This window comes from Lewinella sp. (assembly GCF_050633125.1).
GTDB lineage: Bacteria > Bacteroidota > Bacteroidia > Chitinophagales > Saprospiraceae > Lewinella.
This window is the reverse complement of sequence record NZ_JBOEFX010000021.1, coordinates 1-20566: the sequence shown is the minus strand read 5'-3', so window position 1 is coordinate 20566 and position 20566 is coordinate 1. Positions and strand designations below refer to the sequence as shown.

At 45.3% G+C, this 20566-nt stretch carries 16 protein-coding genes; 7 read left to right on the top strand and 9 right to left on the bottom strand.

Features of this window, described 5'->3' with window-relative positions:
- The first annotated feature begins 224 nt into the window (after positions 1–224).
- Positions 225–491: a hypothetical protein gene (locus ACRBG0_RS05510; protein WP_431485901.1), complete on the top strand. Its 267-nt coding sequence runs from the start codon at positions 225–227 to the stop codon at positions 489–491.
- 132 nt (positions 492–623) lie between these two features.
- Here the strand turns inward: ACRBG0_RS05510 and ACRBG0_RS05505 are convergent, their stop codons facing one another.
- From ACRBG0_RS05505 to ACRBG0_RS05485, 5 genes are all read right to left on the bottom strand, one after another.
- The gene (locus tag ACRBG0_RS05505; protein ID WP_431485900.1) at positions 624–2348 is read right to left on the bottom strand and encodes an erythromycin esterase family protein; all 1725 of its coding nucleotides are present in this window, start codon (positions 2346–2348) and stop codon (positions 624–626) included.
- Between the two features lie 66 nt (positions 2349–2414).
- Positions 2415–3302: an SIMPL domain-containing protein gene (locus tag ACRBG0_RS05500; protein WP_431485899.1), complete on the bottom strand. Its 888-nt coding sequence runs from the start codon at positions 3300–3302 to the stop codon at positions 2415–2417.
- A 35-nt stretch (positions 3303–3337) separates the two neighbouring features.
- The gene (porQ, locus tag ACRBG0_RS05495; RefSeq protein ID WP_431485898.1) at positions 3338–4381 is read right to left on the bottom strand and encodes a type IX secretion system protein PorQ; all 1044 of its coding nucleotides are present in this window, start codon (positions 4379–4381) and stop codon (positions 3338–3340) included.
- A gap of 2 nt (positions 4382–4383) precedes the next feature.
- Entirely contained in the window at positions 4384–5001 is a 618-nt protein-coding gene (locus tag ACRBG0_RS05490; protein ID WP_431485897.1) for a toxin-antitoxin system YwqK family antitoxin, read from the bottom strand.
- 119 nt (positions 5002–5120) lie between these two features.
- The gene (locus tag ACRBG0_RS05485) at positions 5121–6434 is read right to left on the bottom strand and encodes a UDP-glucose dehydrogenase family protein (protein WP_431485896.1); all 1314 of its coding nucleotides are present in this window, start codon (positions 6432–6434) and stop codon (positions 5121–5123) included.
- Positions 6435–6553: 119 nt separating this feature from the next.
- Here ACRBG0_RS05485 and ACRBG0_RS05480 point away from each other — a divergent pair, with 119 nt between their 5' ends.
- Entirely contained in the window at positions 6554–8800 is a 2247-nt protein-coding gene (locus ACRBG0_RS05480) for a patatin-like phospholipase family protein (protein ID WP_431485895.1), read from the top strand.
- Positions 8801–9046: 246 nt separating this feature from the next.
- Positions 9047–10225, top strand: a complete 1179-nt coding sequence (locus ACRBG0_RS05475) for a hypothetical protein (RefSeq protein WP_431485894.1) — start codon at positions 9047–9049, stop codon at positions 10223–10225.
- A 4-nt stretch (positions 10226–10229) separates the two neighbouring features.
- On the opposite strand, the gene ACRBG0_RS05470 is transcribed toward ACRBG0_RS05475, so the two are convergent.
- Genes ACRBG0_RS05470 through ACRBG0_RS05460 form a run of 3 tightly spaced genes read right to left on the bottom strand, consistent with a single transcriptional unit; the run spans position 10230 to position 13604 of the window.
- Entirely contained in the window at positions 10230–11147 is a 918-nt protein-coding gene (locus ACRBG0_RS05470; protein WP_431485893.1) for a GYDIA family GHMP kinase, read from the bottom strand.
- A gap of 57 nt (positions 11148–11204) precedes the next feature.
- Positions 11205–12536, bottom strand: coding sequence for a hydroxymethylglutaryl-CoA reductase, degradative (locus ACRBG0_RS05465; protein WP_431485892.1), 1332 nt, complete (start codon positions 12534–12536; stop codon positions 11205–11207).
- Between the two features lie 24 nt (positions 12537–12560).
- Positions 12561–13604, bottom strand: coding sequence for an isopentenyl-diphosphate delta-isomerase (locus ACRBG0_RS05460; RefSeq protein WP_431486118.1), 1044 nt, complete (start codon positions 13602–13604; stop codon positions 12561–12563).
- A gap of 179 nt (positions 13605–13783) precedes the next feature.
- Between ACRBG0_RS05460 and ACRBG0_RS05455 the strand changes: the two genes are divergently transcribed.
- The 4 genes from ACRBG0_RS05455 (at position 13784) to ACRBG0_RS05440 (ending at position 19950) form a co-directional block, all read left to right on the top strand.
- On the top strand, positions 13784–14926 hold the full coding sequence (locus ACRBG0_RS05455) for a hypothetical protein (protein WP_431485891.1): 1143 nt from the start codon (positions 13784–13786) through the stop codon (positions 14924–14926).
- A 165-nt stretch (positions 14927–15091) separates the two neighbouring features.
- Positions 15092–16897, top strand: coding sequence for a thiamine pyrophosphate-binding protein (locus tag ACRBG0_RS05450; protein ID WP_431485890.1), 1806 nt, complete (start codon positions 15092–15094; stop codon positions 16895–16897).
- 54 nt (positions 16898–16951) lie between these two features.
- Entirely contained in the window at positions 16952–18760 is a 1809-nt protein-coding gene (locus ACRBG0_RS05445) for a flavin monoamine oxidase family protein (protein ID WP_431485889.1), read from the top strand.
- Positions 18761–19248: 488 nt separating this feature from the next.
- Positions 19249–19950: a tetratricopeptide repeat protein gene (locus ACRBG0_RS05440; protein WP_431485888.1), complete on the top strand. Its 702-nt coding sequence runs from the start codon at positions 19249–19251 to the stop codon at positions 19948–19950.
- A gap of 191 nt (positions 19951–20141) precedes the next feature.
- On the opposite strand, the gene ACRBG0_RS05435 is transcribed toward ACRBG0_RS05440, so the two are convergent.
- On the bottom strand, positions 20142–20566 hold a 425-nt coding region (locus ACRBG0_RS05435), incomplete at its 5' end, for a transposase (RefSeq protein ID WP_431485887.1).

Here is a 20566-nt window from a genome sequence, read left to right as displayed (position 1 = left end):
ACTCCTGATTTTGTTCGAGATGTGTCCCAACAGTAGATCGCACTGATACGATTAGCCTCTTACTTCCGCTATCAAGCTACTTACCTTCTTCTAATCTTCCCTTGTATCTCGTCGATAATTTCAGTATCCTCGCCGAAAGAAGCAGCGCAGTGCCCAGATTTACAGCAACTTAGTAATGTACAAAGGGCACCACCCCTATTCTTTCACCACTTAATACACCCATTATGAGCTTCATGATTTCAGCCAGCCAGATGATCAGTAGTAATCGTCGTTTACAGCGTAAGCGTAATGTAGGTTTCCGCACGACAGGCTTACCGTTAGCTAAAGTAAGCAACGAAATTATGGAGCCGGTGTCTCCGTTGGTCGCTCAGCGTTTTAAGGCGCAAATGGAGAGTGATCGCAAAAGAATGGAAATGGCTACGGGCCTGGTATTGATCCTTGTATTAGGTATGAGCGCAGCCGCTTTGCTGCTGCTGACCGGGGCTTTCTAAGATAATTATTAGATAGTGTNNAATAGCCCCAACCTCACGTTAAGATAATTATTAGATAGTGTAGTATTATTGTCGTTGCCTGAGCTGGGAAACCGGTTCAGGTTTTTTCGTTTTAAACAACTACGGAAGCAGTTATAACCGTTGCGACGCCGAAGATTCTCTGATGAAAAGAATAAGGTCAAAATCTTCATAAATCGCTGCTTCCTGGAACTCCTGTGATTTTTTCATTGCGCCTACAGACCGGAAAGGTAAATTGGCAAAAATCCATTGCGCAGCTGCTTCATTGCGGTCAATATTGCGGAGGTCAAGCAGGAAGATAGGCTCGTTGGCAGCCTCAAAGAAATATTCGTAAGTACCGGAATAAGCGGTTTGGGCTGGATAGGTGTTAAGACCGTTTTCGCCCACTGCGGTGTAGCTTCCTTCGTAAAAGGAGAAACCAATGGAGAGGTAGTCGTCTCCGAGAACCTCATCTAGGTAGTCTCCCATTCGCCGATCAGTTTGTTGAACATGACCATTATGTGCCCAAAGGACGATTTTTTCTTCTGGCGACTGTTGATGTATCCAATGGAGGTTTTCGGCCATGAATTTATCGCGACTCAGAAAGCTATTCATTTGAGCATACTGAATCAATAACCGAACCTGCTGGTGAGCCCAAAACAAGGTTTTGGTATCAAAGTCTTGCTCATTGATGAGCTGCTGGATACGAGAAAACTCTTCTCTAACATAAGTCGACTGTGCCGGAGAAAAGGATCCGCTGGAATTCTGCTGATCCCGTAAGGTTTTTAAATACTGAAATTCTTTGCTGACTCCTTCCAACTCTTCTTCTCCCAGCAATTGCGACAAGGCAGAAACAGGTCCTGCAAAGTATTGCATATCAAAACCGGTAAATTCGAGCTCGCTCGTCGTTTGTTGATTGTAGTCGCTCATCCATTGGATGAGGTCGCTTACTTCTTGTGTGTTCCAGGTCCAGAAGTACATATCTGACAGCAATTGCCCGATAGAAGGCTGATCATTGCCTTGGAGGAAGCTGTTAACGGCATAGGCTTCCGTCATATTGGCCTCCAGGGCAAAGCGGGTAAAACCCAAATTTTGGTACAAATAGCGAATGATACGATGCTTCATTTGAAAGATTTCGCTAGAGCCATGCGAAACCTCGCCTAGTGCCACCACTTTAGCGTTTTTTAAATCTTCCTCTAGTTTTAGGATTTCCTCTCCGATAGGCTGTGCCGGATCAACTGTACTGAGGGGGATAATTCGCGACTTGAGCCAGGCTATTTCTTCTGTCGTAGGCACTCGCTTGAGCGGGGCTGGACTATCGTACAATTCGCCATCAAGAAAAATTTCCAGGTTGTCAAACCAAGCTTGGCCGACCCCACTGTGGAGTGCGCCAAAATTAATATTGGCAGCTTCTTGAGGCACATCCAACACCATTTCATATTTGGTCCATTCGGTGTCTCCTTTTATCTTTCTATTATCCATGTTGTCGAAGGCCAAGACGCCTTCAGGGCCATCTACCCGCATCCATAAACCGGCGCTTCCTTTGGTAAGGTTGCTCGTTTTGATGTATCCACTGAATCGTATTTGTTTACCGCGTGCTATCGCGACGGGGAAGTTGCCTGTTGCAACACCAAAATTTTTTGGAGAAGACTTATCTGCAAACATTCCAAGGCTGTAGTCTCCCTGAATGTGCTCCTCCCCGTCTAGTTCTACAATGTAACCATCGCCTCCAGCGTACCATTTTTGTGGTAGGAAAGAACCTTCCTGAGCGTGTTCAAAGTCCAAGTTTAGAAAAACCTGGGCCGTTAGAAAGCATGGCAGGCTAAGTACTATTAATACAGAGAGGATACGGGGATTCATTTCTACGAGTATTGGTTTAGATGGACTTTTGCAGAAAGTCCAAGCATTGAAACATGAAAATAAGCTCTACCGCACGAGATCATAAATTATACTTACTTGCAAGCTGTACTGAATACCAACGACTGGAGATATTTCATCAATTACCTTATCTACTGCTAAGCTATTTTGCGCGCTTTCATAAAAGAAGGTCTTGTCTTTTCTGACGGATTCTTTGATGTAGTTTCCTGAATAGTGGGTGTTTACAACAGAGCTTTCAAAAGCTTCATTGTATTGTTTGTACATATTTTGGGGGTTATGTATGCCGAAATGATCTTGGATAATTCTGTATCTATCCGTAACATTGAAGGAGCTATGTGCGGAGAATCTCGCTTTTCTGTTTTCAATAATTTTCATGGCCTCGTCGAATAGTTCGTCATATATTTGATCAAGGTCATCATTAAAGTATTCTACTTTGACGATATCAAAGATTTCTTGTTTCGAGGCCAATTCAATAATTTCATCGATGAGTGCCAACTCTTTTAGTTTTATGATGAGATTCTTTCTTATTTCAAATCCATCGAAAAACTCTGTGATGACATTACTTTCTATACTATGATCGTATAATTTGGTTTGAGAAATAAAATCAGCATAAACATCCTCTCCTTTGATGCCTGCTTTTGACAGGTCGGATAGAAAGGCGTTGATTCGTTGATTCAACTGCTGGTTGCACTCAATAACGGTTTTTGCTTCCTGTTTTACACCAACGGTCATCAAGTAATAGTCGGCTTCTTTATTCAACAATACACTTGCATTGATGGTCAAGTTAGAAGCTGTTGAAACAATACTACTTTTGTTGATGGAGACAGGACTTTGGCTCCTGTTATTACTGTTTTGATAAACCTGGTTTCCTCCTACCTGGGCATAGGAATTTGCACTAAATATTACGAGGAGAATAATAGTGAGATAATTTTTCATCGAATTCCTTTTTTAGAAGCGAGTGTTGGGAATGTCTACCGAAACTCTTTGATGTTTGTTCCGATTGTCAAATGATTGACGCCGCCACCAATGTGAAAGTTGGTTCTACCGTAGTCTAATCGAAAACGGTTGATTTTCACTCCCGCGCCAAAGGTGAAGCCTCCCAGGCTGCGATACTCTTCTATGCTCAGTTCTTTGCGCAGCAGATGGCTGTAGCCGAAACGCAGGCGGAAATTATCTTTTTTACCCACAAAAAGTTCTCCATTGAAAACGAAGTGACGGGCAAAGTTATCAAACCAGATTTCGGTATTGGTCTGTTCTGAATTCACATCCCCAAAAAGAAGAGTGGTTTCTGTTGAATTTGGATCATCGTAAAGAATATTCCAACGATCGAGATAGCGATAGATGAGCGAGAACTGGAAAGGCAAATGTTTCAGTCGCTTGCTGATTCCTGCTTGAAGTTCAAAAGGAAGCGGTTCTACATTATCTTCTCGGTAAGTAGTCAGCTGGCGGCCAGCATTGCGGGCGACCATGGTTATGATCAGGTTTTTAGCGGTATCCTGATACAAGAGGCTCAGGTCTGCTACGATCCCTGCAGAGTTGTAGCTTTCCAGACGAGAAGTGACAAACCGGAGGTTGATCCCCCCACGCAGTCGTTCTGCAAGCTGTCGGCCAGCACCAATGCTGATGCCGTACTCTGCTGCTTTGAAGTCGCCCTCAACTTGACCGAGGTTGTTGGTCAGGTCAAAAGTACCGTAGTTGGCATAACGAATACCGCCAGAAAAGGTGGTTTTTAGCTTTTGGTGGTAATACCCCCCCGCAGCATAGCCGTATTGAACGCCGCCAGGATGAAAAGCATGGCTAAACGAGAGCTGTTCATGCATCAGCGGATTGAGGGCTGCCGGGTTGTTGGCTGCAATGTTGATATCATCATCAACTACTGCAATATGTGTTCCTCCAAGTGCCGAGACTCTGGCAGAAGGCGCAAAGTTGAGAAATTCGTAAGTAAACAATCCGCCGACTTGAGCAGCCAGTACGGATGAAAAACAAAATGCTAAGGAGAGTAGTAGTAAGCGCATATTTATTCCTGCTTTTCTTCTGCCGACCAAGTGGTAGTACATCGTCCGCTAACGCATTGCATGGTGCGGGTAAGCTCCCCTTGTTCATCGTAAATTTTTAATTCACCGTGTTCAAAATCCCCATTGAGGTAAGCTCCTTCAGCAGCCAGATTGCCATTGCGATGGTACTCTATAAAAGGACCATTTTCCAGGTTTTTTGAAAATGAGACGGCTTCTTTAAGTTGACCGTTGTCGTAATAAGTATTCCACTTGCCGGTCATTTCGTTATTGACGTAATTTCCTTCTTGCTTAAGCATCCCATTTTCATGGTAAAGGCGGTAAGGGCCATCAAAAATACCTGTACGATAATTTTCAATAATACTGGTGTCTCCAGTAGCGGTGAAAAGGATGCGTTGCCCATCAAGGGTGTCTGATTGATAATGGGCGACCTCTACCAATACTCCATCAGGAGAAGTGGTATAAGACCAACCTTCGCGAGCAAAATCGCTTTTTCGGCGTTCAAAACGAATGGTATTACCGAATTCATCTTGTTCAGTGATCTCTTCAATATTGCTTTCGCAAGAAGGGAAGAGGAAAACTGCTGTGATTAAGCCTATAAAAAACGCGAACCATCTGTCCAAGGTCAATATCATTTGGTTAATAACGGTTAAAAATAACCAGTACAATTGAATAACGACAACTGTTGGGGTAGATTGTTCGCGTTAACGTGTGTAGGCGGACTAAAATGTCGTCTTCAATTCTATTCGACGATTGTTCGACCGATACTTTCGTAGATGAAGCCTTTTTCTTCCATCAACTCTAATGGATAAAGGTTGCGGCCATCAAAAATGATGGGCTCCTTCAATAATTCTTTCATCACCTGGAAGCTAGGGGTACGGAACACACTCCATTCTGTGGCTATAGCCAATGCGTCGGCACCAATTAAGGCTTCGTACTGATCTTCGCAGAAGTGAACCTTGTCTCCGAATATGGCTTTTACATTATCCATTGCTTCGGGGTCAAAAGCCCGGATTTTTGCACCTGCTTCCAGCAATGCTTCAATGGTGTAGACGGCTGGAGCTTCACGAATATCGTCGGTATTGGGCTTAAAGGCTAAACCCCAAAGACCGATTGTTTTTCCTTTCAGGTCATCACCATAACGAACTTTGATCTTGTCGACCAAGCGCATTCGTTGCTGATGATTAACAGACATAACAGACTTAAGAATACGGAAATCGTAATCGTACATGTCGGATGTCTTGGCTAGTGCTTGCACATCTTTCGGAAAGCAACTGCCTCCGTAGCCTACGCCAGGAAAAAGGAAGCGTTTGCCAATACGGGTATCGCTGCCCATACCGTGGCGCACCATGTCTACATTGGCACCTACTTTTTCACAAAGGTTGGCTATCTCGTTCATGAACGTGATCCGGGTAGCGAGGTAAGAATTGGCTGCGTATTTGGTCATCTCTGCCGAGCGCTCATCCATAAAGATGATGGGGTTTCCTTGGCGGACGAAGGGCTCATACAGTTGACGCATGTTTTTCCTTGCGCGATCTGACGCTGTGCCGATAACCACACGATCCGGTTTTAAGAAGTCTTCTACAGCTACCCCTTCTCGTAAGAATTCGGGGTTGGAGACTACATCGAATAAGTCTGTTGACAAATTTTTAGCCAACGTAGCGTGTACGCGTTCTGCAGTGCCTACGGGTACTGTGCTTTTATCAACGATGGTTTTGTAGGACGTGATAATATGGCTAAGCTGATCTGCGACGCCCAGGATGTAGGACAAATCGGCAGAACCGTCTTCTCCGGGAGGGGTAGGTAATGCTAAGAAAATGATATCAGCATGCTCAACGGCTTCAGCCAGATCAGTAGTAAAAGATAAGCGCCCTTGGCGGGTATTGCGTTCAAAGAGTATCTCAAGGCCTGGTTCGTAGATGGGAACCTCCCCAGCCTGCATTCGAGTTACCTTTTTGGCGTCGATATCGACACATATAACATTATTGCCTGTTTCGGCAAAGCATGTACCGGACACTAAACCTACATAACCGGTACCAACTACTGCAATGTTCATGTTTTATTCCGTTTTTTGGGTATATTAGGCCGCAAAGGTAAATAATTGCCGGGGCTTATTATACTCTTGTCTGGAGCAGTCCTTTAGACGTCAAAATTATCCATAGATACGTGGTGTATATGCGCCGATTTTTTCAACAGCTTTTCCATTCTTTTCCAATACAGTTACTTTTACTGCATTTGCGGAGCAATTTGCTCTTGCTTTCTCTCTGGATGGTTTTGCTGTTGATGATGTCTGGTAGCTTGGGGCGTAGATTAGGCCTCCAATATCTTTTTCTTGACCCAGAATACCTGGGGGAGGTCAATTTTCTCAGTTTTTACATTGTTGGTTTGGCATTGGGGGGCTTTTTTATGAGTTGGAACCTTACGACCTATTTACTCACGGCGCAGTATTTTCCTTTTCTTGCTAGCCTTACCCGTCCTTTCTCCAAGTTCAGTGTCAATAACTTACTTCTGCCGCTTGCTTTTGGTGGGTTTTATCTCTTGTTGATTGGGTATTTTCAGGATCACTATCAGGAAATGCCGCTGGCTGAAAACGCCTGGCATTTACTGGCGCTGATGCTGGGTAGTTTGACGCTCGTGATAGGGTATTCCGTGTATTTTAATTTCACGAATCGCGATATTTCCTATTACCAACGCAAGCGATTGCCGCCCAATCAGGTGAGTTTACACATTACGCCAGGGCACCGTCGGGCAGATTTGGACTACCTGAAACTAGATCGTAATAGACTTAAGGTTTGGACGTACCTTGGCGAAAACCTCCGCCCTCGGCTCGTGCGTAGTGTGGCCCACTATGAATCGCGCTTGTTGCTCAATATATTTAAACAGAACCACCTTAACGCACTTGCTTTGCAACTCATCAGTATGATGTTGTTGTTGGTTTTGGGGTATCTCGTTGATTGGGAGATTTTTCGGATTCCTGCTGGCGCTAGTATCATCATTCTCTTCAGTTTATTGATAGCATTTATTGGTGCATTGACCTACTGGTTTGCTGCCTGGCGGGCTTTCGTGATCATATTATTGCTCTTTGGGATCAACTACATTACGTCTTTCGGGATCTTCAATCATCCTAGTGCAGCTTACGGTTTAAATTATGAGGGAGAGCGTGCAGTATACAGCTACGATCGGCTTCAAGAAATTTGCTACGAAGATCAGGTAAACAAAGATTTAGCGGCCACTCAGCAGATATTGACAACGCGAGTAGGCTTGATGGACACGGGAGAAGAAAAACCCAAGATCGTTTTCCTTTGCGCCAGTGGCGGCGGCCTCAAAGCTGCTACCTGGAGTACCCATGTTTTACAAAAAGCAGACAGCCTGAGCAGTGGTCGTTTGTTTGACCATACCGTTTTAATGACTGGTGCCTCTGGCGGAATGTTGGGCATGGCCTACCAGCGAGAGCTGTATCGTTTGAATAAAGAAAACCGTAACCAAGTCTATAAACGTGAGTATTTGGACAGGATCAGCTTGGATTTACTAAATTCTATCGCGTTTACACTGGTTGCCAATGATATTTTTGTGCCTTGGCGCCGTTTTGAATATGGTGGGCACAATTACTTCCGCGACCGCGGCTACGTGCTGGAAGAACAGCTCAACGAGAATACGGAAGGCATACTGGATCGCCCGCTGGCGGCCTATCGGCAGGAAGAAATAAACGGCGAGGTGCCTCTACTGTACCTGAGTCCTGCTATTGTGAATGATGGTCGCCAGATGATCATTTCGCCGCAAGGAGTGTCCTTCATGATGTTGCCGCCCGTAGGTTTTGAGCAACCAAAAGCCTATGAAATCGATGCGGTAGATTTTCGCTGGTTGCTGGGCGCGCAAGGAGCCGATAGCCTTCGGTTTTTAACGGCATTGCGTATGAATGCGACCTATCCTTACGTACTGCCCACCGTGCACCTGCCTACTCAGCCGACGATTACGTTAGTAGATGCAGGTTTTCGTGACAACTATGGTATCCAAAGTGCCACCCGCTTTATTCAGGTTTATCAGGATTGGATCAAGGAAAACACGAGCGGTGTAGTTTTAGTACAAATTACGAGTTCGGAAAGAATCGAAAGTATACCGGCCAGCGACGCCAGCGGGATCGTAGAATCATTGTTCAACCCGCTGGGGATTGCAGGCAAGGTACTGGATGTTCAAGAGCTTCAGCACGACAATACACTTAGTTTTATCCATGATCTGCTCGGGCCCGAGCACTTTGAACTCATCCGTTTTATTTATCGGCCTACCAATGAGAAAAAACTAGAAGCCTCTGTTTCTTTCCACCTTACGCAGCAGGAAAAGCAAGACGTATTGGAAGCCTTGGCCTTGCCGGCAAATAAGGAGAGTATGCGGCGGTTATTGGGAAGCTTGAATGGGGTAGAATAATTAACCAGGCTAGACGCCTGCTAGTCTTTGTTGCGCAAGGCGTAAGCCTGAAGCCCGGCGGACGGAGGAGCAGGACAAAGGATGGGCAGGAGCGTTAGCGACAGACAGCCTGGTGCCGTAGTGGTGTGCGCAGCAAACGCCACTAATGGCATGGCCCCTGATAACCATGAGGGGGACGTAATTCGGAGGAGCGTGGATGATGGTTACCTTTGTCCGTTTCGTTCAATTAATGATAAAAGAAAGACGATGCTAAAAGCTACGCCACTAATAATACTGTGCTGGTTGATGAGTTTTGCCAACGAGGCTAAGGCCCAAATTGGCAAAGAATACTGGGATCTGGAAGTGAAAGGGCCGGTGCGAGAAATAGTGATGACCAATACTTTCAATTTCACAGATGAAAATGGGGAGGTAGCAGAAGCACCACGAAATGAGACGACGATTTTGGTGAAAAACGGCCACCACATTGCGAGAGAAGATAGGATGACCGTTGGTACAATTACGAGGTCTAGCCATGCCGAAATGGACTGGGATGGCGATCGGCTTACCATGGTACGGGAATACAGCAGTTATGGTGAAGGTAAAAAACGCCTGACCAAACGCTACCAGCCACTTTACGACAGCAAAGGTGTATTGGTTGCTGAAAACATACTGGACAACAAAGACAAACTAATGGCCAACCTCATCTATACACATGGCGTAGCTGACAATGGCAACGAGATTGTGCAAATGACGATGTACAAGCCGGACTATACTACACCCCAAGGGCATTATTATATTGAATCTGATGAATGGGGAGAGGTCCTCCATATTGAATCTGTAGGAAAAGATACCGGTGCCTATATTCAGCGGATCAGTATGGTCGGAGATTCGGTCATTACCTTGCGCCATATTATTGCTAGTCGTGAAAAGCGAGGTACCAAGGACACTTTTTTGGTGGAGCAGGTTTATGAGTACGATACTTACGGAAATGTGATGTTTGCCGCCAGTCAGATAACGCCGGTGAACCAACCTGAGCTAGGGATACAGCGGATGCAAACCCAGAATGTGTATTACTACGAAGGAGATGATCTGCCCAGCGCAAGCTCCGAGAACGCGGTGCCAGATCTGATTGGGAAATGGTCTAGTAACGGCTATAATATTGAACTCACTTTTGGCAGTTCAAATTCACCTACAACAGGCATTTTTAGTACCGATCAGCTCCGTGAAAATGACCCTGAGATAGTAGAAGAAGGCAGCGATTGGATTTTCAACTTGCGCGACGCAGCGATAGGAGAGTGGTATTACGACCAACAAACGAAAATGATCACCTTTAAACAGGCGGAGTATATGCTCATGAAGGTGAAGGCCGAAGTTGTTGATTACAAATTGATCATGGTTTCGGAAGGGGAGTATCCTGCGGTTTTGGAGTTGGAGAAGAAACAATAGTTTTTTAGAGCTTCATCTCCGCAAAAGACAATACAGCAGGACAGTTTTTCTCCGAAAAATAAGCCCTGATTTGTTCTTCGTCCCAATCAGATAGCACCATCACAAAATCGCCGCCCCATGCGCCGAGGGATTTTATGGTGCCGGGGAAATTGGCAAAGCGAAGGTCTTGCACCTTGTCCATTTGCAATACCTGGCTGATAAAATCTTCGTGGGCCGCAGCAGTTTGTTGGGCTTCCAGGAGGGTGTTGGCCTGATGAAAGGCGCGGGTGAGTTCGCTTACTTCGTCGACGAGAGAAGCTTGGGTGCCGCCCAGTTCACGGTAGTAGCGGATGCCTTCGCGACTGTTTTGTTTTTGTCCCAGGTAGGCAAAGTAGAGTTGTTTGTGATACGTAGGCACCCAGTGGGCAGGTTCACTATGTGGCTGGCCGTTGGGTCGCTGGAAGAAAATAGGCCCGTCGGCCGTAGCGCAGGCAATATCGTAGCCCGAGCCACCAAAAGTATCGGCCAATAGCTGGTAAGGATCGGTTTTGGAGATTTGGGCGAGCAAGCTTACGAGGGTAGAGCTACTACCGAGTCCCCATTCGCGATCAAACTCCAGGCGTACGCGTACATCAGCTTGAAAGAGCTTGGTTAATCCTCGGGTATTTTGTTGCTGGATGGCTAGAAACAACTGTTGTAGCCGTTCGGCGACTGCCAAGTCGGTGTGTTCTCCCATGATGGGTTGGCCGTCCTTTAGGGTCCAGCTTCCGCGAAACCATTCTTCGCCATCTTTGGTGAGGCTGCGCCAAAGGAGTTGGAAAGGGTAAGCAGGCTGTGGATCAATGGCTAGTCGCTGGCCAAAACGTGTGGGCATAGCCAGCGCCAGGGCACCATCTAGTACAAAATACTCTCCTGTAAGTAACAGTTTGCCGTGTGCGTACATATTTAGTATTGCGCAGAAAATAAAGTGCGCTTTTTATTTAATCGCCATTCCTTAGCGTTATTGAACGGTATTGTATTGGGCCATAAACTCCCTGACAGCAGTGAAAGACACCGTACGGTCTGCGAAATAGACTTTTGCTTCTTCGATTTGGGCAGGGGTAGCGCCGAAGTGGATCATGATGTTTTGCAGGTGCATCTTCATGTGCCCGGCCTGTATACCTGTCGTTACCAGTGAACGCAAGGCTCCGAAATTTTGCGCCAAGCCGGTTGCCGCGATCACCTGCATCAGCTCTCGGGCAGAAGGTTGCCCCAGTATTTGCAGACTCATCTTAGCCAAGGGGTGCAGCTTTGTAAGGCCACCCACCGTGCCTAAGGCCAGCGGAATCTCCAACTCAAAGCGGAAGGTGTCGTCATTGATGACACAACGGCTAAGACTCCGGTACTGACCATCGCGAGCAGCGTAAGCGTGGCCGCAAGCTTCGATGGCCCGGAAATCATTGGCTGTAGCCAAAACCACCGAGTCGATCCCGTTAAAGATGCCTTTGTTGTGTGTAACTGCGCGGTAGGGATCGTGAACAGCAATATTTACCGCTGTTTCAAACTTGTGGCAAAAATGACGGACGTCGTCTCCGGTTTTGAGTGTTTTCTGCATGTCTTCCATGCTGCATTCTACCCAGGCTTTTACCACACAGTCGGGGGTATAATTGCTCAGAATGGCCATCAGTATTTGCAGTTCTCGTTCCTTCTCGGTGAGTTCTGGGGCACTGGCTGCCCACTGCTGCAAAGTAGCTCCGAATTGCTCCAAGACCGAGTTGATGAAGTTGGCTCCCATGCTGTCACAGGTTTCAAAACTTACCCGTAGCTGGTAGTAATCAGGTGCGATTTCTGTTTTGCGTAGCCAATCGAGTCGTAGAATTCCGCCGCCGCGCTTTTCCATGTTGGCGGTGAGGTGGGTGGCTTCCAGGCGGAGTCTTTGCTCCAGCTCAGGAAATAATGTTTGCCAGCGTTCTGTCGTTCCGCTCCAGCGGAAATGTAGCTGCCCTAGTTTTACGGTATCGACAACCTCGGTATGAAAACCTCCGAGAGGGAGCCAGAATTTAGCTGCTGAAGCTGCTGCTGCTACGACTGAGCTTTCTTCGATCACCATTGGCACTGCATACACTTTGCCATTGATCATAAAATTCGGGGCGATCCCAAAAGGTAGCGGAAAATTACTGATGGTATTTTCGCTAAAGCCATCCAGGATACGTTGTAAATCTTTGTCCTGGTGCCAAAAACTGGCCAACTCTTGGGTGGCAACAGTAGGTTCTTCGAGGAAATGAGTACTCAACCAATCGATTTTGGCTTGCTTGTCCATTTTCGAAAAACCGGCTATTTTTTTATCCTGCATAGTCACTGTAGGTAAGAATGTCGTCTATTTTAAACGAAGGAAAGTTTTGGCCACCTTCAATCCGCGAGCTTGTGCCTGAACGTAAGTTTGCAGTTGCTCATAATCGTCCTGAGCGTGCCGCAGGAAAGCTGAAGCTTGTCCGTATATACTCTTAAACTGAATCTTCTCCGTAAGGTAATAACCATCCAGGAAATTTTGTACGCCTCCGGAAATGATAATGTGCTCGCATTGTAGCTGTGCGCCCAATTCTTCCTTTAGTTCATTGACAAGCTCCACCATTTCGTCTGCTCCGTGGCCTACCCTAGCCAATGGCTCATAGACAAGGTGCTTGGCAGGGTCGCTACGTAGTAATTCCAGTTTGGCAAAGTTAGTGCCGCCACTTGCCGCAAAATCTATAGCGGCCAAAGGCAATTGCAAAAGGGCGCGTAAGCTCTCTTTTCCCATGCCTTGGCCCACTTCTTTTACGATAATGGGCAAGTCTGGAAGGTCGCTCAATACTGCTTTGATGGTCGTCAAGGGGGCGTGCTGGAAGCGGTCACCTTCTGGTTGTAGCCATTCTTGTAGTGGATTTACGTGAATGATGAGCCCGTCGGCATCCAATTTTTTCACCATGGTACTCACTCTCCACAATTCTTTGTCCGCTACCAGTTGCTCTAGTTGAGCAATACCGAGGTTAGCAAAAAGCAATTGGTCGTCGCCGATCAGTTCTCGTACCGCAAAATCACTTAATCGTTCATCACTGTAGAGTAGCGGGCGACAAGAGCCCAGGCCCATGCCCATTCCGAATTCGCGGCAGGCGCGTGCCAGGTTTTGGTTGATACGCTGCGCTTTTTCGGTCCCTCCTGTCATACTGGAAACCCATAAAGGCAGCCTCATTGTTTTGCCCAAGAAAGAGAATTCCTCAGCCGTGCCCTCTGCTGGATGAGCTGCAATGATGGGTTCGTAATAAAAGCGAGCATCCAGGGTAGCCGCAGCAACTTGGCTTTGAAAAGCCAGCTCAATGTGATCTTTTTTCCGCTCGGCAGCGGTAGGGTCATCATCGGGTAATCCTGCCTGTTGGGTATCCATATCCACGCTTGAAAGTATGCTTGACATGCAAAGTTAGTTAACTTGGGCTAATCGTTAGGAATAATGCCAAAACAGCGTGACCGGCTAATGGTTCAGCTTGAGCCCCAAGATTGGTTACCTTTCGGTATCCATTTGAAATAGACTGTTCCCTTTTATTATTTCTGGAAAAACCCAAAGAAGTGAATTTCAACTACTTATATAAAGAAACAAAAGAACTTCGGCCAACTCTTTTTGTAAGTGCTAGCGGTATAAGCTACTATCTTAAAGATTCTTTTACTAAGCCAACACTACAGGTCTACAGTCAGGAATATGAGCTTATTAACCAAATCGAGCTGCTGGATTTATTAACAGAGATTCAAGCAACGGCAGTTCGCCCATTGTTTAAAAAGCCCGACGTCCGGCATATATTCACTGCCGATGATGAAACTATTGTCCTCAGTTTAAGAGAAAGTATCATCGTTGTTATTGACACAGCAGGGACACTCCTTAAAAGACATACTATTTATGACCTGAAGGAAACGGAAACGGCTAATGGCCACCTGAGATGCAAATTCCAGCCGCTTAGTGACGAGAGGCTAGGGGTGATTGTTGAATCTCAATTCAAAGGTAATCTACTGGCAATAAGCAAGGGTGCTAATCCTTCCTTTTTAAACGACACTTTTTTTGAAACACAGTATTTAAACGATACCATCAAGTATCCTTCGGAAACCTCTATCTCCGTTAAAAACTTGCAAAACTTTGGCGAGAAAGAAACGATAGGGCTTGAGCTCATAAAAATTGGTAAGGATTACTTTGCAAATAGAAGTGAAGACAAACTATTCGTACATCACCCTGATCAAACCGAAATATGGGCTATTCAAGAATTTGCACCCAATGTACTGGTCGCATTAGTGATGACGGATAATAAGAGCAAGTCGAATTTTGGTAATAAAAACATGCCTTATTATATCATGTTTATCGACCTCGGTACCGGAGAGGTCATAAAAAAGATAAGCCCAGGCGATAGAAGCATCTACCAGGGTAATATGCGAACATCTTTTTTCAAAGATGTCCAAGGAAGGTTGCACCTAAAAACAGCCGCTTCCATCTATAGGATTGAAAAAGACATGGAGCTAAAAGAAATCATTTCTTTGGAAGAGCGAAAATTTGCCAAATTCAGGAAGTTCTACATTACCGGACAACAAGGAAAAGTCATCCACTTTTCTGATGAAAGTACAGGCGAGATCTTTAATTGTGAATTTGACGACTTTACTGGTGACGCAATTGTTGGAATGATAAAAGCTTATAGGAAAGCACTGAAACAGGCTAAAATAAAGCCGTGATTCACGGTAGTGATAAGTCTCAATAGGCGCTACCCTTTCAGCTTTTGTTTCAAATAAACCACTCCTTTTTATTATTTTTGACAAAACAACCTGAGGGAGTTCGCAAAAAAACAATCTATACCCTTTTACGTAGATTCTTTATTACCTAATACCTAAACCCACTTTATGCAACTACTGAAAACAGCAACTGCTGATACTGTTGCCAATTACCTTAAAACCCGCTTGGTTCAACTTGGGGTTCAAGATCTCTTTGGCGTAGCGGGCAATTACGCAGCACCTTTTCTCGATACAGTACTGGCCGACCCCGCCCAACATATCCAGCTTTTAGGAACTACTACCGAAATGAATGCAGGCTATGCTGCCGATGCTTATGCTCGCTATCATGGTTATGGTGGCGCTTTCGTGACTTATGGCGTTGGGTCTTTCAGTATTCTTAATGCTACGGCGGGATCTTTTGTAGAGAAAGTGCCTGTACTCGTTATTAATGGTGCGCCTACTAATAAGGAAGACAACATTGAGAAAAATGCGGGCTTACTTTTCTCCCATTCTACGGGTAACAAGTTTGCGGATATTGAAATGTTTCGCAAGGTTACCATCGCGGCCGAGCGTATCACCAATGCCAATCTCGCTCCTTTTCAAATCGACAAAGTGATAACGGCGATGATCGCTTACCAGCAGCCGGGCTATATCGAAGTAGCTGAAGATGTGTGGCGATCACCTTGCCCATCACCAAAAGGCCGCCTGAAGGTTAACCCTACTCTGACCACTTCTGTTTCGGAAGTAAAGGCTGCTGTAGATGCTGCGATGGAAGTGATTTCCTGCTTTCCGAAAGTGGTCACCTGGGCGGGGATTGAATTACGGCAGCAAAAACTCACGGCGGAATTCGAACAGCTATTAGAACAACTGAATAAGCTTGTGCCTAAAGGCGAGCAGGCCATCCAGTTTGTGACATCCTTTATGAGTAAATCCGTCCTTGCAGAGGATCATCCACGCTTTGATAGCTGCCGAGTTATAGAAAAAAAATTGACCAGTGAAGTTATACCTGATTATTGCCTTTTGGGGATCGGCGGCTGGACGGTAGATGCCAATGTGGCTAGTCAGAATATCCGAGATGAGCGCCTAATCCTGGCTTGTAATGGCGGCGTTTTAGTAGGTGCAGAATTTTTCCCAACCGTTGCTTTGCCAGACTTTATTGATCAACTCACTCAGCGTTTACGTCACCAAAATGGCCTTTCCTTAAAAGGTGCCGTACTAAAGCCGTTGCCAGCACCCAACCTCGGTAAAGCACTTACTTTCGATACCTTTTTTCATGCGCTGCAGCAGGGCTGGAAGCCGGAATACATCTTGCTCTCTGGCGTAGGATTCACCCTTAGTATTGCTTCTTATCTCATGGGCGTGGCTCAAAACGGCTACCTCACTGATGGGGTATGGCTTTCTATTGGTTACCCGGTCGGAGCCGCTACCGGTGTCGCGCAGGCTTGCAAGCGAGCCGCCGCCACAAAGGGGCAAGATAAACGCACCTTTGTCGTTATCGGCGACGGGGCCTTTCAAGAAGTTTGCCAAGCAGTTTCTGATCATAATTATCATGAGCAAAACAACGTGATCTTCGTTCTTTCCAATACCATCTATGGCATCGAGCAGTTTCTGGTCAATCCTAATCCTTTTCGGGAAGCCCCTACGGATTACGAACCACCGAACGAAATACTCAATACGGTATACAGCTACAACGACCTCCACCAATGGGATTACGTTAAGCTAGCGGAGTCATTCGGCAGTATCGGCATTCGGGTGACTACTCTTGAAGAAATGGACCACGCGATGTGCATGATCGAAGATCATCTCGACCGTAATTTCCTTATTGAAATAGTAGTACCTAAGACCGATATTCCTGCAGATCTACTGGCTGTAACGCCCTATGTAGGCGAAGACGAAACGGCTAATGAAAATTGGCCGCCAGCCAGTAAGTTTTAGCAGAAGTCAAATAGAATTAAGTCAAAACCATATTCATAAAATAAAACCAAACCCATGCGAAAATTTAAAGATGTCAAAGGCCAAGAGACCTACGATGTTGCCATTATCGGAGCTGGCATAGCCGGTCTTTATTCTGCTTTCCGCCTGATTGAGAAAGATCCCAAGTTGAAGATCGCCATTTTCGAGCGCCTCAACCGTACCGGCGGTCGCCTTGATTCAGATATTATCAAATTGACCAATGATGGCGAGCTAGCCCCGAAAGGCGACCAGCACGGTATCAATACTATCAAGGAAGAACAAGGCGGAATGCGCTTCAACGACAGTATGGAGGAGTTGATGAACCTGATTCATGAACTGGACTTGGAAGATCAGGTCGTACCTTTTCCAATGAAAAGCGAGGTCGTCGTTAAGGAAGGCGAACCGGCAGTAAATACCAATAGGTTCTATTTCCGTGGCCACGGGTTTTCCGTCGCCGATGCCGTTGCCAGCGATAATACCATTTGGGGAACCTTATATGATATCGACCAGGTAGAAGAAGGGCTCGATCCCAACCAGATTATTGCCAATGCTTTTAACCGCATACTGAAGGCCAATAACTGGTCGATGGGCGAAGAACTTTCCGCCGATCAGTGGACAGAAATACGCGAAAAGGTAGAATGGAAAGGCAAAACCCTCAATAAATGGCATATATGGGGCTTGTTTCGCGATATGGGCTACTCCGAGGAATGTGTCCGTATGCTAGCAGATACTACCGGGTTTCCAGACACCTTCAAAGCATTTACCAATGCTGGTGGTGCTTTTCAGTTGCTTGCTGACTTTCCTAAAAACCCGGTCTACAACACCTTCATTGAAGGGTTTAGTACGCTCCCCGATGCGATTGTTAAACGCCTGAAAGGCAAGGTCGACATTTACCTAAGTACCAACCTCAACAGCATGCACAATGCCAAGGATGGTTTCGAACTACGCATGGCCGCCGCCGAGCGGGGCAAAAACGCAACCCCGTTCAGCAAAGACACCAAGTCTGTACACGCGGCACAGGTGATTCTCGCTACAGCGGTAAAAGGAATTCAGGATATTTTCTATAAATCTCCGGCTTTGTTTAGACACAAACAGGCTCCAAAACTTTGGAACGCCATCAACGAGGTAGAGGGAGCAGAGTTGATGAAGATCAACTTATATTTCAAGGAAGCCTGGTGGCTCAATGGTATGACCGGGCGTCCTGAAATACAGTTTGGCGGTAATTTTACCACCTTGCCGCTCAATGCTATCTATCCGTTCTATGCGCTAGAAAGCATCTCCTTTGATGGCGATAACGCCAAGCTCAAGCACAGTCACTATGATCGGCCGGCTGCTTTAACTTTGTACACCGATTTTAGCAAGAGTCAGTTTTGGGAAGGATTGCAAAACATCGAACCGATGTTTGATTCAGACCTGCAGCAACACTTCAGCAAGGCCAAGGTGCAAGACCTTTTCCCCGCTTCGCAGGCGGTTGTCGACGAGATGATCAAACAGCTCTGCCTGCTCTTTGGGGTCACCAATTTACCGCAGCCCATCCTCACCAGTTACCGATCATGGAACGGTAAAGATGATTTTGAGTACGCCTACCACCAGTGGAGACTCAACGCCGAAGATAGTGTCACGCGCCATTATCTGGCCAAACCCTACAAAGACAAGGGTATCTACCTCTGTAATGAAGCCATCTCCGATATGCAAGCTTGGGTCAACGGATCGCTGCGCTCAGCCGATATGGCTTTAGCTCACTTCGACATCGAAGCGATGCCAAAGCGGCCTACAGAACGCGGCGGACTGGACGAGGTAAGACCACCACTCAAAAAGCTTGGATTTGGCGGCGTTTGGGGGTAGGGATTAGGTGAGGTTTAATTATAAGTACGCCATAATCAGCGAGCTGCATTGTATTAAACCTCACTGTATTAAGTACAAGCTAGTTGGTACTTGGTGTCGCATGAAACCAAGTTGGGCGAAACGCTACGCGTGCTAAGAGAAAATCACCGGAAAAGACTAAACGAATACATCAGAAAAGAAAGACTCAAAAATGAATGAGATATTTGAAGAATTAATTAATTCGGGTTGGAAGGTTGGGGAAGTTCCATACTCACTCATTAACAAGCATAATTATGTTTTAATAGAGGACACAGGTTCGTGGATGATGCTAATGGATCCGGAAGGGGAAAGGATTTGGGATTATCCTGTTCTTTCTTCTTATAAAGGTTGGGTATGTAACTCAATAAATAGAGAATGCAAGAATGATTTGCTTCTTAAGAATTCTATTCTCACTTAGGGAGAATAGAATAAAATTTGATGTTATTACCGAGTACAAAATTTAATAAAAAATGAATAAATATTCGTGGGTAATATTAGTATTTGTTTTTCCATTTTTTTCGAATGGATGCTTTATCGATGTTGAAGATAAAGACACTTTTAGTATCAAATATGTCTGTGATTGTATAGCATCGGCTAAAAGCATAAATTTTGATAAAGCATTAACGAGTTGTACTCAAGACATAAGTCAAGAAATTGCTGAATTAGGAGCAAAAGAAAACCTTTCAGATGAAAAAATAGAAAAACTTGTTCTTCTTGGGATGTCTGATGTAATACTAGAACTAAGTAAAAGATGCCCAGATTATAGAAATGGATTTCTCAAATCATTTGACATCAAATTCGGTGAAAAAAGTCAAGAAGAATCGGAAGTATTGATAGACGAATTTTTCTTGTCACAGGAAAAAGGAATGATCGACTCATTAGATTTGATTGACGCGTTTTTATCGTTATCAAAAGAAGTAAAAGCAGAAGAGGTGATAGATGACCTATTGAATAGGAGTCCAAAATCTAGTTACGCATATTGGATGAAAAGCTATCTATTTTGGAAGCAAAACAGAATAGAAGAATCAATTCAATGCCTAGATTCTGTTATTAGCTTGACAGACGAGAGAGACTCGAGGCTTATATTTGAGTCTATTAAGAATTCGATTAGTCCATTGGAATCTTTGGAAGGAATAGAATTGTCTTATAAGGATATGATGGAGACTCTTTAAGTAGAGAAAGTTGAAAGACTACAGCTATAAATAATATAGTGATTGAAAACAACAAGGTAGTATTGCATAAAGTGTGTCAGTAGTTTTTCCTAATAATTCAGGTTTAAAGATAAAGAAATAAGAGGATTCCCTCCGGTTCCCTGGCGTAGCGTAGCGAAGCCAGGGAACCGGAGGGAATCGCTGCTCGATATTTAGAGGTCCAGTCGCAATCGGTCATCATAAATAATAGCCAATTGAGATAGAATTCGATTCCAGTTATGCATCGGTTTTTTCCACTTTGCGGTGACGTCTCGTTGGACGAGAAACAGGAGCTTCATAAGCGCCATGTCGGAGGTGAATGACCCTTTGGTCTTAGTGACTCTTCGCAATTGCCTGTGGAAGGCCTCTATAGCGTTAGTGGTGTACATTACCTTGCGTACCATAGGGCTATAGTTGAACATGAGGGCTAAGTTTTCCCAGTTCCGTCGCCATGAGGCGATCACTTTTGGATATTGCTTGCCCCATTTTTGATCCACACGGTTAAGTGCGTGTTCGGCTTTATCGCGACTTGAAGCTTGATAAATAGTCTTCAGGTCGGCCATGAACTCTTTGGTGTCTTTATAGGCTAAATACTTCT